The sequence below is a fragment of the Geomonas propionica genome (genome assembly GCF_016458235.1).
Classification (GTDB): domain Bacteria; phylum Desulfobacterota; class Desulfuromonadia; order Geobacterales; family Geobacteraceae; genus Geomonas; species Geomonas propionica.
On sequence record NZ_JAEMHK010000018.1, the window covers coordinates 1 to 14,444 of the forward strand.

The window sequence follows — 14,444 nt, forward strand, 5'->3', positions numbered from 1 at the left end:
GACCTTCGCACTTTGGGTGATGACCTTCGCACTTTGGGTGATGACCTTCGCACTTTGGGTGATGACCTTCGCACTTTAGGTGGTGACCTTCGCACTTTAGGTGGTGACCTTCGCACTTTAGGTGGTGACCTTCGCACTTTAGGTGATGACCTTCGCACTTTGGGTGGTGACCTTCGCACTTTAGGTGGAGACCTTCGCACTTTGGGTGAAGGGCTTCGCACTTCAGGTGATGGTCATCAACACATAACGGCAAAAGTTCTAGGGAGATGTGCGGGTCATGCGGAAACCGAGCTTGGAAGATCACCGGTGGCCATGCGGCGGAGGTGGGTGATGTCCCTAAGCGGCGGCGTCCCGAAGAGGCGGCTGTACTCCCGGCTGAACTGCGAGGCGCTCTCGTAGCCGACATTGAAAGCGGCGGTGGTCGCGTCCAGGCGCTCGGTCAGCATCAGGCGCCGGGCCTCGTTCAGGCGCAGCATCTTCTGGTACTGCAGCGGACTCATCGCCGTCAGGGTCCGGAAGTGGTGGTGAAAGGTGGAAGTGCTCATGTTGACCTTGGTCGCCAACTCGTCGATGCGCAGCGGGTTGGCGAAGTTGCCCTTGAGCCAGTCGATCGCCCGGGCGATCTGCTGGCTCTGGCTTCCCGCCGAAGCAATCTGCCGCAGGCGCGCCCCCTGGTCGCCCACCAGCAGCCGGTAGATGATCTCACGCTGGATCATCGGCGCAAGGATGGCGACATCCTTCTCCTCGTCAATCAGGTCGAGCAGGCGCTGGAAGGCGCTGATGAGCGGCAGAGTCACCTCGCCGACAGCCATGCCGCAACCGGATTGCTGGGTGCGAGACTGGGGCAGGTTGCTGTCCAGCATGAGTTGCGCGACCTCGCGCAGGTCGAGCATCAGCCGCAGCCCAAGATACGGCTTTTCAGGGCTCGCCTCGATGATCTGCACCACCGTGGGCAAGTGCACCGATGTGATCAGGAAGTGATTGGCGTCATAGATCAGGGTTTCATCACCGAGCTGAATGCGCTTGGCTCCCTGGGCAACCAGGCAAACACTCGGCTCGTAGATGCCACTCATCGGCTCGGTGACTTCTTCCCTTCTGAACAGCGACAACCCGGGGACCGGCGTATCGAAGATCTCCGCTTGTTCGGTCCATCGGGCAACGCTCCGCTTCAAACTTTCAATCGCTTCTTCCATTGCGTCAGCCTCCAACCATCAGCTCAAACGGCTGTTTTAACAACTCTTTGAACAGATCCATCCTAGCCAAGCTCCGCCTGTTTTACAACTTTTTTTGAATCATCCGGAGGATCAGGCAAAAATCAGACAGGATCGGTCTACCCCCCTTTCCTCTTTAAGCGCTAGGATCTGATCATCGCAAAGGGACACGCGATCATGCCCCGCGCTGGAGCATGGCGCACGATGCGATAGAATTTGCCGGAACGTCTTCTGTCATAGCATCGGTCCCTACGGCATCAACTACTACACAATGACTCAAAGGAGACCACAATGCAAAAGCGCAAACTGGGGAGAAGCGGGCTGGAAGTTTCCGCCCTGGGTTTAGGCTGCATGGGGATGAGCTTCTCGTACGGCCCCCCAAAGGATAAGCAGGAGATGATCGCCTTGCTGCGAACGGCGGTGGAGCGCGGCGTTACCTTCTTCGATACCGCTGAAGTCTACGGCCCGTTCATCAACGAGGAACTGGTCGGCGAGGCGCTCGCGCCACTGAGAGACAAGGTGGTAATCGCGACCAAGTTTGGCTTCGACATCGCCCCTGGCAAGGACCCCAGGGGCATGAAAGGCGCGACTCCGGCATTGAACAGCCGGCCGGAGCACATCCGCGAAGTCGCCGAGGCCTCTCTGAAGCGGCTCAAAACCGACGTCATCGACCTCTTCTACCAGCACAGGGTCGATCCCGACGTGCCGATCGAAGAGGTGGCGGGAGCGGTGAAGCAGTTGATCCAGGAGGGTAAGGTAAAGCACTTCGGCCTCTCCGAGGCGGGCGTGCAGACCATCCGCCGCGCCCATGCAGTGCAGCCGGTCGCCGCGTTGCAGAACGAATACTCGCTGTGGTGGCGCCGTCCCGAGGCGGAGATCCTCCCCACGCTGGAGGAACTCGGCATCGGCCTGGTCGCTTACAGCCCGCTCGGTAAAGGCTTCCTGACCGGGAAGATCGACGCCAGCACCACCTTCGACAGCACCGACTTCCGCACCACCCTTCCCCGCTTCACTCCTGAGGCGCGGCAGGCGAACCAGGCCCTGGTGGACCTCTTGGGGGAGATCGCGGCGCAGAAAAAAGCGACGCCCGCGCAGATCGCCTTGGCCTGGCTGCTGGCGCAAAAGCCGTGGATCGTACCGATCCCGGGAACAACCAAACTGGAGCGCCTGGACGAAAACAACGGCGCCGTCGACATCAACCTGAGCGCGGACGACCTGCGCCAAATCGAGTCCGCCGCCGCGAAGATTCACGTGGAGGGGGGCCGCTACCCCGAGATGCTGGAAAAGCTCACCAACAGGTAACAAGGAACAGGAGGATCAACCATGTATAAGGCAAAAGCATATTCCGCCGCCAGCGCGACCGCCCCGCTGGCATCGACCACCATCCAGCGCCGTGAGCCGACCGACCGCGACGTCCAGATCGAAATCCTTTTCTGCGGCATCTGCCACTCCGACCTGCACACCGTGCGCGACGAGTGGAACAGCGTCATGCCGACGATGTTCCCCTGCGTGCCCGGACACGAGATCGTGGGACGGGTCACCAAGGTCGGTTCGGCGGTAATCAAGTTCAAGGCGGGGGACCTGGCCGGCGTCGGCTGCCTGGTCGATTCCGATCACAGCTGCCCCAGTTGCGAGGCCAACCTGGAACAGTTCTGCACCAACGCGACCTTCACCTACAACTCGCCTGACAAGCACCTGGGCGGGGTCACCTTCGGCGGTTACTCGGACAGCATCGTGGTCGACGAGCACTTCGTGCTGCGCGTTCCCACTAACCTGAACCTGGCCGGCGTCGCGCCGCTGCTTTGCGCCGGGATCACCACCTACTCCCCGATCCACCGCTGGGGCGACATCAAGGGTAAAAAGGTCGGTATCGTCGGTCTAGGTGGCCTCGGACACATGGGGGTCAAGTTCGCCAAGGCGTTCGGCGCCCACGTCGTCGTCTTCACCACCTCGCCCGGCAAGAAAGATGATGCCCTGCGCCTGGGCGCCGACGAGGTCATCATCTCCAAGGACGCCGAGCAGATGAAGCAACATGCGGGGACCTTCAACTTCATCCTCGACACCATCGCCGCTGATCACGACCTCAACGCCTATATCCAGATGCTGGGTCTGGAGGGGAACATCACCCTGGTCGGCGCACCGGACAAACCGCTCGCTCTCTCCTCCTTCGCGCTCCTCTTCGGCCGGCGCAGCGTCTCCGGCTCCCTCATCGGCGGACTCGCCGAGACCCAGGAGATGCTTGATTTCTGCGGAAAAAACAACATCACCTCCGACGTGGAAGTGATTCCGATCCAGAAGGTGAACGAGGCCTACGAGAGGCTGGTCAAGTCGGACGTGAAGTACCGCTTCTCGATCGACATGGCCTCCTTGAAAGCGGAGTAAAACAATGCACTTCCCCCTCCCCTTGCGGGAGGGGGGAAACGCCACCACGAGCAAAAATGAACCTGAAGCGAACGACCATCGCGGCAATCATCATCGGAGGCTTGACAGTCATGGCAGTACGCAGCGGCGGCGAAGTTGCCCGGGAAGGATCAACGGAAGCCGCGAAAAAATCAGCAGGAGAAGTGATGACGACCGGAGGAGTACTGAAGTCAGCCCAAGTGATGTGGAATTTCTTCTTCAACAAGCCGACCGACACCCGCCCCACCGGCAACATCCCGATCCACAAGATGACCCGCGATGAGTTGCTCGCCGCACCCGACAACACTGCCTTCAGGATCGGGCACTCCACCGTGCTCCTCAAGCTACAAGACAACTTCTGGCTCACGGATCCGATGTTTTCGGAGCGGGCTTCACCGGTACAGTGGGCAGGTCCGCAGAGGTTCCACCAGCCGCCGATTACCATCGAGGAGTTACCTCCCATCAAGGCGGTAATCATATCCCATGATCACTACGACCACCTGGACCGGGATTCCATAATGAAGTTGTCGGCCAAGACTGAGCATTTCCTGGTGCCGGTCGGGGTAGGTGACATCATAACCGGTTGGGGCGTCCCCTCCGCGAAGGTACGGCAGCTGAACTGGTGGCAGTCGACGCAGGTGGACGAGGTCCGCGTGGTGGCAACGCCGTGCAGGCACTTCTCAGGCCGCGGCCTGTTCGGAAAGAACCAGACACTCCAGAACTCCTGGACCATCCTCGCTCCCGGGTTCCGGATCTTTTTCAGCGGGGACTCCGGCTACTTCCAGGGTTTCAAGAGGATCGGCGAGCAGTACGGCCCGTTTGACCTGACCCTACTCGAGGCGGGAGCGTACAACATGAACTGGGCCGGCGTGCACATGATGCCGGAAGAAACGGTCCAGGCGCACGTCGACCTGAAGGGAAAAAGGATGCTGCCCATCCATAACGGCACCTTCGACCTTTCCATGCACGCATGGCGCGAGCCGTTCGACAAAATGCTGGCGCTGGCGCGGGCGCGAAACGTCGAGGTGGCCCTGCCCGTTATCGGTGAACCGGTCTCCCCATCAGAAACCGCGCAAGACGGGCCATGGTGGGCATCGGTAGATGAGGTCCGTACAGCAACTCCTGCAGGGATCAGGGAAGGAGCAAAACCATTGGTGGGCATCTGAGAAGGTTTAGGAGGCTGATATGACGAGGAACCACGAGGGTACGCGGCAGCACGATGCGGCATTCTCACGCCGGCAATTCCTGAAGGGAATCAGTGTTGGTGGCGGCGCGCTGGTGCTGTTCGGGCAGTTCGGGATCCACTCGGCAGCGTGGGCGCTGTCGGGCGAACCGACCCTGAAGATGGTCGTGGTGGATTACAACAAGTGCACGGGATGCCGGACCTGCGAGACGGCGTGCTCATCGCGCAACAGGCCAGCAGCGGTCGCGGGCAAGGATCTGCCGGGACTGGGCAATCCCCACTTCGCCAACATCAAGGTCCACAACTTCAACCCGGACGTGGACGTCCCCAACATCTGCGCCATGTGCGCCGACACTCCTTGCGCCAAAGCGTGCCCGGTGCCCCCCGATGCAAAGACGGGCCGGCGCGCCTTCTACCGGGACGACGTGAGTCACACCATGCACAACGATATTAGCCGCTGCATCGGCTGCGGCAGTTGCGCCAAGGCCTGCGCCTCGCTGCGCACCGGCGTTATCCGCCCCAACCCGGAGACGGGGAAACCGGAGCACATGTGCACGCTGTGCGGGGGCGATCCGCAGTGCGTCAAGTGTTGCCCCTTCGGGGCGCTGTCCCTTGTCGAGGTGCGGCGCGACAGGAAGTTCTATGGCCTCGGGCCGGAAAAGATAGCGGCTGAACTGGCCAGCAACTGGTACGGGACGGCAACGTTGGGAGGTGTGAAATGAGTGGCAAGCCGGGATACCACGGCAGGATACTTGAAATAGATTTGAGCTCCGGGAAGTCCAGGACGGTAGCCGTCCCTCCCGAGGACCTGGACAAGTTCGTTGGGGGACAGGGACTGGGCATGAAGCTACTCTGGGACCGGCTGAAAAAGCCTGGAGTCGACGCGCTCTCCCCGGAGAACCCGCTCATGTTCATACCGGGACCCTTTTCGGGACTTCCCGTCCCCTCTTCGTCCCGGACCTGCGTGGTAACAAAATCCCCCATCACGGCTCCGCTCAAATCTGACCATCACCATGCCTCCACCGTCACCTACTCCAACATGGGGGGCTTCTTCGGCCCGGAGATCAGGTTCGCGGGCTACGACGGCCTGGTGGTTATCGGCAAGGCCAGGGATTTCTCCTACATCGTCATCGACAATGACAAGGTGACCATCCGGGACGCCAGGAAGTTCAAGGGAATGCGGACCGATGCCTTCGACAAAGCCTTCCTGGAAGAACTGGGCGACCGGAACTACAAGACGGTGTACATCGGCCCCGCCGGCGAAAACCTGGTCCCCTACTCCAGCATCATCCACACGGCAGGAAGGGCCGCCGGGCGCGGGGGATCCGGCTGCGTCATGGGCTCCAAGAACCTGAAAGCGATCGCGGTTAAAGGTTCAGGTCAGCCGGGCGTTGCCAATCACGAGCGGTTTCTCACCGCGCTGGAAAAGGCCCGGCGCGCGCTCTACGGCACCTCGTACGCCAAGTCATGGGCGGAACAGGGGACGGCTAGGGCCATCGTCGGCAACAGTAACGCCGGGACCGAGTCGGTGCGCAACTACCGCGAGGGGACCTTCACCGAGGCGGACAAGATCGGCGGCGACGCCGCACGGCGTGATGTCTGGGTGAGGGACTTCGCCTGCTACTGCTGCCCGCTCGCCTGCAAGAAGAGCGGCGTCACCAAGGGGAAATACGGCGGCGTGGTGCATGACGGCCCCGAGTACGAAACCGGCGTCATGCTCGGCTCCAACCTGATGATCTCCGACATGCCCGGCCTGTTGAGGGCTATCTACAACATCGACGACCTGGGCTTGGACCAGATCTCCACCGGTAATGTGATCGGCTTTTTGATGGAGGCCTACGAGAAGGGGATGATCGATCGGAAGTTCCTGGACGGCATCGACCTCAAATGGGGGAGCGTGGACGCGACGCTGGCCATGATCGAGAAGATCGCCGCTAAGGACGGCGTGGGCGCTCTCGCCGCCCAGGGGGTAGCAACACTGTCCCGCCATATCGGACAGGGAAGCGAGAAATTCGCCATCCACGTGAAAGGACTGGAACTGGCGGCGCACAACATCCAGGGGAACCAGCCCAGGGCGCTCTCTTACGTGACGGCGTCGCGGGGTGCCTGCCACATGAGCGGCGACGACATCGCCATGCAGAACAGGCGCGCCATGCTGGATTCGACCGGGATGTGTTTCTTCCCGACCTTCGAGCCGGCGCTCGAACAGCCCATGCTTGAGCTCTTGAGCGCGATCACTGGCCACGAGTACGACAAGGCCGAGTTCGAAAAGGCAGGTGAACGGATCTTCAACCTGGAGAAAATGTTCAACTATCGGGAGGGCTTCCGCCGTAGTGACGACAAGCTGCCGAACCGTTTCTTCGAGGACGCCTTCACCATTGGCGCGAAGAAAGGTGCCGTGCTCGACCGGAAAAAGTTCGAGGAGATGCTGACCAAGTACTACCAGGACCGCGGCTGGGATCCCATCACCACCAAGCCGGGTGAGGTCAAGCTGAAGGAATTGGGACTGGAGTTTGTCTGACAGAAATAAGCCTTCCTTCTACACGCAGCAGTAGCACTTGAGCGCCCTCCCGCAAGGGGAGGGGGAAGTTGCCTCCCCTTGCGGGGCCAATAAGAGAACGCAGTGACGAGAGGATGTTTTTGATGACCAGTAAAAGCAACAAGGCAGGTTTTGGCGGGTGGAAGGTCCTCACCGTCTACTTCTCGCATTCGGGTAACACCCGGGAATGTGCACGACAGATAAACGAGAGGGTGGGGGGCGATCTGCTCGAATTGAAGACGCTACAGCCGTATCCCAAAGACTACAATACCGTCGTTGACCAGGCGAAGCGGGAGCTGCGGGCGGGGCATCGGCCGGAGTTGAAGACAAAAGGTCATGATGCCGCCGATTACGACGTCATATTCGTCGGTTCCCCAAACTGGTGGAATACCGTGGCGCCGCCGGTCATGACCTACCTTGCCGGACAGGACTTCAGCGACAAGGCGATCATACCGTTCATCACTCATGAGGGCACCGGCTTAGGGCAAAGCGCGAGGGACATAAGCGGGCTCTGCCCCGGCGCCACAGTCCTCGAAGGTATGGCGATTCGGGGCGGGGAGGTTCACAAGGCCGGGCAGAAACTGTCGGAATGGCTGCGCAAGTTGGGCGTGGCGGAGGCGGCATGACGAGCCGCACCACGGAGGATGCAATGACAAAACCCGAAGCAGCTTATAGCTGTCCACGAAGCACTGCACGAGAACTCGCGTCCTCCCCTTTGCGAAGGGGGGGGAACGCTAGGCCGCGTGTACCGCTAAAGCTAGTGATCAGCACTCTATTTGCCATCCCCCGCGAAGTCATAGCCCATCCCTGTAGCGGTCTGCCATGTACGAACTGCGCACGTAGGGGGCGCTCTCGACGTGGAGAAGACCGGCGGCGAGGGCCTGCTGCTTCAACCTGTCGAAGCGCTCCGGCTCGATAAACTGCTGCACCGGATAGTGCTGCCGACTGGGAGCGAGGTACTGACCCATACTGAGGTAACTGCACCCCGCTGCAACCAGATCATTAAACACATCGAAAAGTTCGTCCTCCTCCTCACCCAGCCCGAGCATCAATCCCGATTTCGTCTTCAACTCAGGTGCCAGCCGGTGCGCGTCGGCCAAAAGGCGCAAAGACCTTTGGTAGTCGGCGCCGGAACGGATGGCGTACAGCCTCGGCACCGTCTCCAGGTTGTGCCCCAGAATGTCAGGCTCGCTCGCCAGCACCCTCTTCAGCGCCTCAAGGTCCCCCTGGAAATCCGGGATCAGCAGTTCAATCTTCGTTGCCAGTGAGGCCCCGCGAATGGCGGCGACGGTCTCGGCATACTGCCCGGCACCACCGTCAGGGAGGTCGTCACGGGTGGGGCTGGTGATCACCACGTGCGAGAGCTTTAGGCGGCAGACGGCCTCGGCCACCGCCTGCGGCTCCCCCTGTTCGGGCGGCAGGGGCACTTCTTTGGAGACGGAGCAGAACGAGCACAGCCGCGTGCAGGCGCGCCCGAGGATCAGAAAGGTCGCCTGCCGCTGCCGGAAACATTCGGTGATGTTGGGGCAGCGGGCCTGCTGGCAGACGGTGTTCAGGTTGAGCTCTTTCAAAAGCCCTTCCATCTCCGCGTGTGCAGCCGGGTTTACCTTCTTTTGCAACCATTCCGGCTTGCGTAGAACTTCCATCTCACCCCCAAAAACTTGGCCAGCTTTTAACTCCGCCCCTCAAAGGTCCAGCTTGGGCAGCGGTATTTGTGCTCCTCGAGCTTCCCCGCCGTCACCATCTCCTGGTCCGTCGGCGACTCGGGCACCAAATCGACGCCCATCCGCTCCTGGAACGACTCGACCAGGAGTCGTTTCAGCTCATCCGGCTCGGGCGTTCGGTCCAGTTCCGACAAACTCACTGAACGCGCAGCGCCCGGCGCCGGCTCTTTCAGGTAGCGCAGCCCCTGCTGCACCCGGTTTTCCAGCGGGATAGATCCGTGCTGCAGGATGGCGCCAGAAAGGCGGCGCTGGGCGTTGCCGCCGATCTTGCGGTCGTCGATGACGACATCGAATTCCTCTTTGCCGGCGAAGCAGTAGGAGGTCCGCTCGCCCAGCCGCTCCTCGCCAGGGTTGCAGTCGACGGCGAAGCGGGCATCGAGGCCCAGGCGCTGGTAGGTGCCAAGCAGGAATCCGCACAGTTTGCGGAAGCCGTCCTTCACGCCGGTCCGGTCGCCCAGGTGTTCAGGTGCGCAGACCACGCTATAGGTCACCTCGGCGGCGTGGTAGATGATGCCGCCACCGGTCATGCGGCGCACCACCGGCACCCCCTCCTCGCGACAGAGGTCGAGCTTGAGCGCGGCGGCCGCGTCCTGGTAACGTCCCACCGAAAGTGTCGGCGGATTCCAACCGTACAGGCGCAGGATCGGCCGGGTGGGGTCCTTCTGGAAACAGTTGAGTAGCGCCTCGTCGAGCGCCATGTTGCCCGGTCCGTCCAAGGGCCCGGTGTCTATCAAACGCCACTTACACATCAAAACCTCTAAACCATTAGCCACGGAGGAAATCTGAGAAAATCTGAGAAAACCAAAAGACTTTAGGGGTACAGCAAACCTGACATACGGTGGCGCCCTTAGGCCGCAGAGCCTTCCCGCTAAGATCTTTAGCCTTTCTCAGGCTTTGGTCTTTCCTCAGATGTTCTCAGATTTTCTCCGCGGCCAATGGTTTTGTCTTTCTTATTGGTTTACTCGCAGCACACCTGCTGCATTCTCGCGGCCCGAGTCTCGTCGAGCCGCCCCACCGGCGTCGTCACCGGCGCCTGGTGCAGCCGCTCCGGATTCTCCTTGGCCATCCTGGCCGCCTCCAGCATCACCTCGATGAAAGCATCCATGGTCTGCTTGCTCTCGGTCTCGGTCGGCTCGATCATGATCGCCTCCTTGACGTTGAGCGGGAAGTACACGGTCGGCGGATGGAAGCCCCGGTCGATCAGGTACTTGGCGACGTCTATAGCATGCACGCCATGCTCCAGCTGGCGGCTCGCGGAGAAGACGCACTCGTGCATGCAGGTCTGGTCGAAGGGAAGCTCGTACTCTTCCTTCAACCGCGCCATCATGTAATTGGCGTTCAACACCGCCTGCTCGCTCACCTCAATGAGCCCCTCGCGCCCCAAAAGCGTAATGTAGGCGTAGGCACGGGCCATGATCCCGAAGTTGCCAAAGAAGTCGGAAACGCGGCCGATCCCCTCCGGATGGTCTTCCACTCCATAGCTGCCGTCCCCCCTGCGCACCACGCGCGGGGTGGGGAGGAAGCGCACCAAATCGCCACGCACGCCGATGGGGCCGCTGCCGGGACCGCCGCCGCCATGCGGCGTGCCGAAGGTCTTGTGCAGGTTGACGTGGATGACGTCGAAGCCGACGTCGCCGGGACGCACCTTGCCCAAGATCGCGTTCAGGTTGGCGCCGTCGTAGTAGGTAAGCGCGCCCCCCTCGTGAGCGATGGCGCAGATCTCGGCGATGTGCGGGTTGAAAAGCCCCAGGGTGTTGGGGCAGGTCAGCATCACCGCCGCAACCTCGTCGCTCATCGCCTGCCGGAACAGGTCGAGGTCCATGTCGCCGTAGGGGGCGGTCGGGATGGTGACGATCTCGTAGCCGGCCATGGCGGCGCTGGCCGGGTTGGTGCCGTGCGAGGAGTCCGGCACGATCACGTACTTTCGCTTCTGGTCCCCGCGCGCCTTGTGATAGGCGGCGATCACCATGATGCCGGTCATCTCGCCGTGGGCGCCGGCTAAAGGCTGGGTGGTCACCTCTTCCATGCCGGTGATCTCGGCCAACTGGCGCTCCAGCTCGTACACGATGGCCAGCGGTCCCTGCACCAGCTTGTCGCCGCCCGGGAGCAGCGCGAGCATGGGATGACAGGAGGCGAAGAGCCCGCCGGCGTTCTCGGTCACCTTGGTGTTGTACTTCATGGTGCAGGAGCCCAGCGGATAGAAGTTGGTATCCACCGAGAAGTTCCTGCGGGAAAGGTTGGTGTAATGCCGTACCAGGTCCAGTTCGCCGACCTCGGGCAGGCGCACCGGATCACGGCGTCTCACCGCATCCGCGAGCGGTGCGGCCTTGGGAACGTCGCTCAAGGGAACCCTGACGCCGGTGCGTCCGGAGACGGATTTCTCGAAGATCAGCTCCATAACACCTCCTCAAGCAGCGCCGCCAGACGGTCGATCTCGTCCTTGGTCCGCTTTTCGGTTACGGTCACCACCAGCGCCCGCTCCATGCCGGGATAGTACTGCCCCAGCGGGACTCCCGCCGCCACTCCCTGGTCGAGCAGCCGTTGTACCACTTCGGCCGCATCCTTGGGAAGGGCCAAGGTGAACTCGTTGAAGGTGGCGCCGTCGTTTAGGAGATCCACCCCGCGTACCGCACCGAGCACGGACTTGGCGTACTGCGCCTTGTCGTAGTTCAACTGGGCCAACTCCCCGAACCCCTTTTCCCCTAGGGAGGCGCAGAAGATAAGGCCGCGCAGGGCGCACAGGCTCTGGTTGCTGCAGATGTTGGAGGTCGCCTTGTGCCGCTTGATGTGCTGTTCGCGCGCCTGCAGGGTGAGCACGAAGCCGCGCCGACCTTGGTGATCCACGGTCTCGCCGACGATGCGCCCGGGGAGGTTCCTGATGAAGCGCTTGCGGGTAGCGATAAAGCCGAAGTAGGGTCCGCCGAAGGAAAGGGGATTGCCGAGACTCTGCCCCTCCCCCACCGCGATGTCCGCCCCCATTTCACCGGGACTGGCAACGAGGCCCATGGCGATCGGGTAGCAGGAGACGATCAGGAGCGCCTCGTGGTCGTGCGCCTTCTGCGCCAGTTCGCGGAAGTCCTGAACCGACCCGAAGAAGTTGGGGCTCTGCACGATCACCGCGGCGGTCTCGTCATCGATGGCGGCCATCAGGTGGGCGAGGTCGGAGGCGCAGCCGTCGGGGGCGACCGCCACCGCTTCGGCGGAGAGGCCGTGCAGGTAGCCGGTGACGATCTCCCGGTGCAGCGGGTTCACGGAGCCGTCCAGGATCACCTTGTGCCGGTCGGTGATGCGCAGCGACATGAGAGCCGCCTCGGCCACCGCGGTGCCTCCGTCGTAGAGGGAAGCGTTGGAGGCTTCCATTCCGGTCAGGCGGCAGATGGTGGTCTGGTACTCGTAGAGCGCCTGGAGCGTCCCCTGCGCGCATTCCGGTTGATACGGGGTGTAGGCGGTGTAAAACTCGGCGCGGGAGGAGAGGTGATCAACGGCGGCGGGGATGAAGTGGTCGTAGATGCCGCCGCCGATGAAGGGGGTAATATCGGCGCCGCAGGAGGCCGCCTTTTCCCTCATGAGCCGCATGAGCTCCAACTCGGACATGCCGGGCGGGAGGTCGAATGATTTGGCGCGCAGGTCCGCGGGAATGGGGGCGAAGAGCTCCTCCACGCTGGCCGCGCCGATCACCGCCAGCATGTCCCGGATGTCATCCGGTGTGTTCGGGCAGTATCCCATGTCACAGTCCTTTCAGGTACTCGTCATAGGCGGCGGCATCCATGAGCGCGCCCAGTTCGGCTTCAGTCACCCCTTCCAGCTTGCAGATCCATCCCTGAAATTCGGCACCCTGGTTCACCAGCTCCGGCGCCTCGTCGAGCGCCTGGTTCACTGCCGCGACTTTACCCGAAACGGGGGCATAGATGTCGCTGGCGGCCTTGACCGACTCGATGGCGGCCAGCGCCTCGAACTGTTTGACGCTCTTGCCGATCTTGGGGAGCTCCACGTAGGTGATGTCACCCAATTCATGGGCCGCGTGCTCGCTGATACCCACCGTCGCCTGCGCCCCCGCCATCTCGACCCACTCGTGCTCCTTGGTGTAGAACTTTGCCATGATGCGACCTCCGTTTTAAGGATGAAAAACAATACGAACAGGGATAAAGGGGATAAAAGGGATAACTGCAGGACGTGTTTTTCATCCCTTGTATCCCTTTTATCCCTGTTAAAGGTTTGTCAGCTTCTTAGGGACCCGCCGGTGTAGAAGGGAAGCTCGACCACCTGCGCCTCCATCTCCACCTTTTCGTGCCTGATGGTGAGGCGCGTCCCCAATGCCGCCGCCTCGGGCTTGACCAGCCCCAACCCGATGCCGCAGGAGAGCATGGGGGAGAAGGCGCCGCTGGTCACCACGCCCACCTCCTGGTCCTGCAGCAGGATCTGGTAAAAGTGGCGCGGCGCGCGGCGCGAGTCCACTTTGAAGGCGACCTTCATCCGCTGCGAGCCCTGCTCCACCTCCCGCTCCAAGGCCGCCTTGCCGACAAACTCCTTGTTCATGTTGACGAACGTGGAGAGCCCGGCGGTAATCGGCGTGATCTGCTCGTCGAGGTCGTTGCCGTAGAGGGAATATCCCATCTCCAGGCGCAGCAGGTCGCGGGCACCCAGGCCTGCCGGAGCCACGCGCGGGTCTTGGAGCAGCAGGCGCCAGAGTTCGGCCACCTTGTCGGCGGGGAGAAAGATCTCGTAGCCCAGCTCCCCGGTATAGCCGGTCCGGCTGACGATGGCGTCGCTTCCCAGGATGCTGGTCTTGATGAACTTGAAGAAGGGGATGCCCTGGATCGCCGCCCCGAAATGCTGCACCATGATCTCGCGGGAGAGCGGCCCCTGCAGGTCCACCTTGCCGGTGCGGGCGGAGATGTCGGTGAGGGCGGCGGGGTTCTTGAGCCGTGAGCGGATCACGGCGAAGTCGTTGTCGGTGGTGGCGGCGTTGACCACGATCATCGCCTCATCTTCCGCCAGCCGGAACACGATGAGGTCGTCGATCACCCCGCCGACGTCGTTCAGGAGGAATCCGTAGCGCGAGCGCCCGACGGGGATGGAGCTGACCGAGAAGGTGAAGACACCCTCCATGTCCCCCTTGAAGATGAACTCTCCCATGTGGCAGATGTCGAAGAGAGCGGCCCGCTCGCGGCACCACTTGTGCTCGGCGATGATCCCGGAGTACTGGATCGGCATGAGCCATCCGCCGAAGGGCGCCATCAGCGCCTTGAGGTTCTCGTGGTCCGTACGCAGCGGAGTTGCCTTCAGTTCTTCCATACATGGACTCCTTTCACCTGGACAATGATTGGCTATCACTAACAAACAAAAGCGGAAAGTAACGGCTAAACACCCTATCTCTTTAACTTGTT

General features: G+C 61.7%; 13 protein-coding genes. 6 read left to right on the plus strand and 7 right to left on the minus strand.

Annotated features, from left to right (window positions below):
- Positions 1-275: 275 nt before the first annotated feature.
- Positions 276-1,193, minus strand: a complete 918-nt coding sequence (locus JFN90_RS19370; RefSeq protein ID WP_199396771.1) for an AraC family transcriptional regulator — start codon at positions 1,191-1,193, stop codon at positions 276-278.
- Positions 1,194-1,502: 309 nt separating this feature from the next.
- Here JFN90_RS19370 and JFN90_RS19375 point away from each other — a divergent pair, with 309 nt between their 5' ends.
- The 6 genes from JFN90_RS19375 to JFN90_RS19400 all read left to right on the plus strand — a co-directional run bounded on the left by JFN90_RS19375 (position 1,503) and on the right by JFN90_RS19400 (position 7,959).
- Positions 1,503-2,513, plus strand: coding sequence for an aldo/keto reductase (locus tag JFN90_RS19375; RefSeq protein WP_199396772.1), 1,011 nt, complete (start codon positions 1,503-1,505; stop codon positions 2,511-2,513).
- 21 nt (positions 2,514-2,534) lie between these two features.
- A complete protein-coding gene (locus JFN90_RS19380; protein ID WP_199396773.1) occupies positions 2,535-3,593 on the plus strand; it encodes an NAD(P)-dependent alcohol dehydrogenase in 1,059 nt (352 codons plus the stop codon).
- Positions 3,594-3,649: 56 nt separating this feature from the next.
- Positions 3,650-4,777 (plus strand): MBL fold metallo-hydrolase, encoded by a 1,128-nt coding sequence (locus JFN90_RS19385; protein ID WP_199396774.1) that lies wholly within the window; start codon positions 3,650-3,652, stop codon positions 4,775-4,777.
- 19 nt (positions 4,778-4,796) lie between these two features.
- Positions 4,797-5,516, plus strand: coding sequence for a 4Fe-4S dicluster domain-containing protein (locus tag JFN90_RS19390; protein ID WP_199396775.1), 720 nt, complete (start codon positions 4,797-4,799; stop codon positions 5,514-5,516).
- Complete coding sequence (locus JFN90_RS19395; protein ID WP_199396776.1) at positions 5,513-7,315, plus strand: aldehyde ferredoxin oxidoreductase family protein; 1,803 nt, start codon at positions 5,513-5,515, stop codon at positions 7,313-7,315. Before JFN90_RS19390 ends, JFN90_RS19395 begins: the two co-directional genes overlap by 4 nt.
- Positions 7,316-7,437: 122 nt before the next feature.
- Positions 7,438-7,959, plus strand: coding sequence for a flavodoxin (locus JFN90_RS19400; protein WP_199396777.1), 522 nt, complete (start codon positions 7,438-7,440; stop codon positions 7,957-7,959).
- 168 nt (positions 7,960-8,127) lie between these two features.
- Here JFN90_RS19400 and lipA read toward each other — a convergent pair whose 3' ends face one another.
- From lipA to gcvT, 6 genes are all read right to left on the minus strand, one after another.
- Positions 8,128-8,979, minus strand: a complete 852-nt coding sequence (lipA, locus tag JFN90_RS19405) for a lipoyl synthase (RefSeq protein ID WP_199396778.1) — start codon at positions 8,977-8,979, stop codon at positions 8,128-8,130.
- A 26-nt stretch (positions 8,980-9,005) separates the two neighbouring features.
- The gene (locus JFN90_RS19410; RefSeq protein ID WP_199396779.1) at positions 9,006-9,806 is read right to left on the minus strand and encodes a lipoate--protein ligase family protein; all 801 of its coding nucleotides are present in this window, start codon (positions 9,804-9,806) and stop codon (positions 9,006-9,008) included.
- Positions 9,807-10,015: 209 nt separating this feature from the next.
- Positions 10,016-11,455, minus strand: a complete 1,440-nt coding sequence (gene gcvPB, locus JFN90_RS19415) for an aminomethyl-transferring glycine dehydrogenase subunit GcvPB (RefSeq protein WP_199396780.1) — start codon at positions 11,453-11,455, stop codon at positions 10,016-10,018.
- On the minus strand, positions 11,446-12,783 hold the full coding sequence (gcvPA, locus tag JFN90_RS19420; RefSeq protein ID WP_199396781.1) for an aminomethyl-transferring glycine dehydrogenase subunit GcvPA: 1,338 nt from the start codon (positions 12,781-12,783) through the stop codon (positions 11,446-11,448). Before gcvPA ends, gcvPB begins: the two co-directional genes overlap by 10 nt.
- A gap of 1 nt (position 12,784) precedes the next feature.
- Positions 12,785-13,156, minus strand: coding sequence for a glycine cleavage system protein GcvH (gene gcvH, locus JFN90_RS19425; RefSeq protein WP_199396782.1), 372 nt, complete (start codon positions 13,154-13,156; stop codon positions 12,785-12,787).
- Positions 13,157-13,275: 119 nt separating this feature from the next.
- On the minus strand, positions 13,276-14,352 hold the full coding sequence (gene gcvT, locus JFN90_RS19430; RefSeq protein WP_199396783.1) for a glycine cleavage system aminomethyltransferase GcvT: 1,077 nt from the start codon (positions 14,350-14,352) through the stop codon (positions 13,276-13,278).
- Between the last annotated feature and the right edge of the window lie 92 nt (positions 14,353-14,444).